The organism is Arcobacter sp. F155 (assembly GCF_004116455.1).
Lineage (GTDB): Bacteria > Campylobacterota > Campylobacteria > Campylobacterales > Arcobacteraceae > Halarcobacter.
In genome coordinates this window covers 1-256 of the sequence record NZ_PDJU01000063.1, presented here as the reverse complement: position 1 = coordinate 256, position 256 = coordinate 1, and the positions used below count along the sequence as shown (strand labels likewise).

The window sequence follows — 256 nt, the reverse complement described above, 5'->3', positions numbered from 1 at the left end:
TGCTTCTACTGTTCCAGTGTTAAATGTAAAGTCATACTCTTTTGCTGAATCTGCTTCTCCACTTAATGTTACAGTGTGAACTAAATCAGTTCCTTCTGTTTGCTCATCACTTGTTACACTTGATACTTCGATATCTGCTTCATTATCTAAGATTGTTCCTGTTGCATCTACTCCACCTACAGAAATCTCATACGCTTCTGTATCTTCTTTTAATGCATCATCTACTGTTGGTGTTGTAATTGTAAACTCTGTTACT

1 protein-coding gene is annotated in these 256 nt (G+C 35.9%); it reads right to left on the bottom strand.

Annotation, left to right across the window (positions count from 1 at the left end; genetic code table 11):
• Positions 1-256 (bottom strand): hypothetical protein (locus CRV03_RS14380; protein ID WP_164968685.1); only part of this gene is annotated, 256 nt, incomplete at both ends.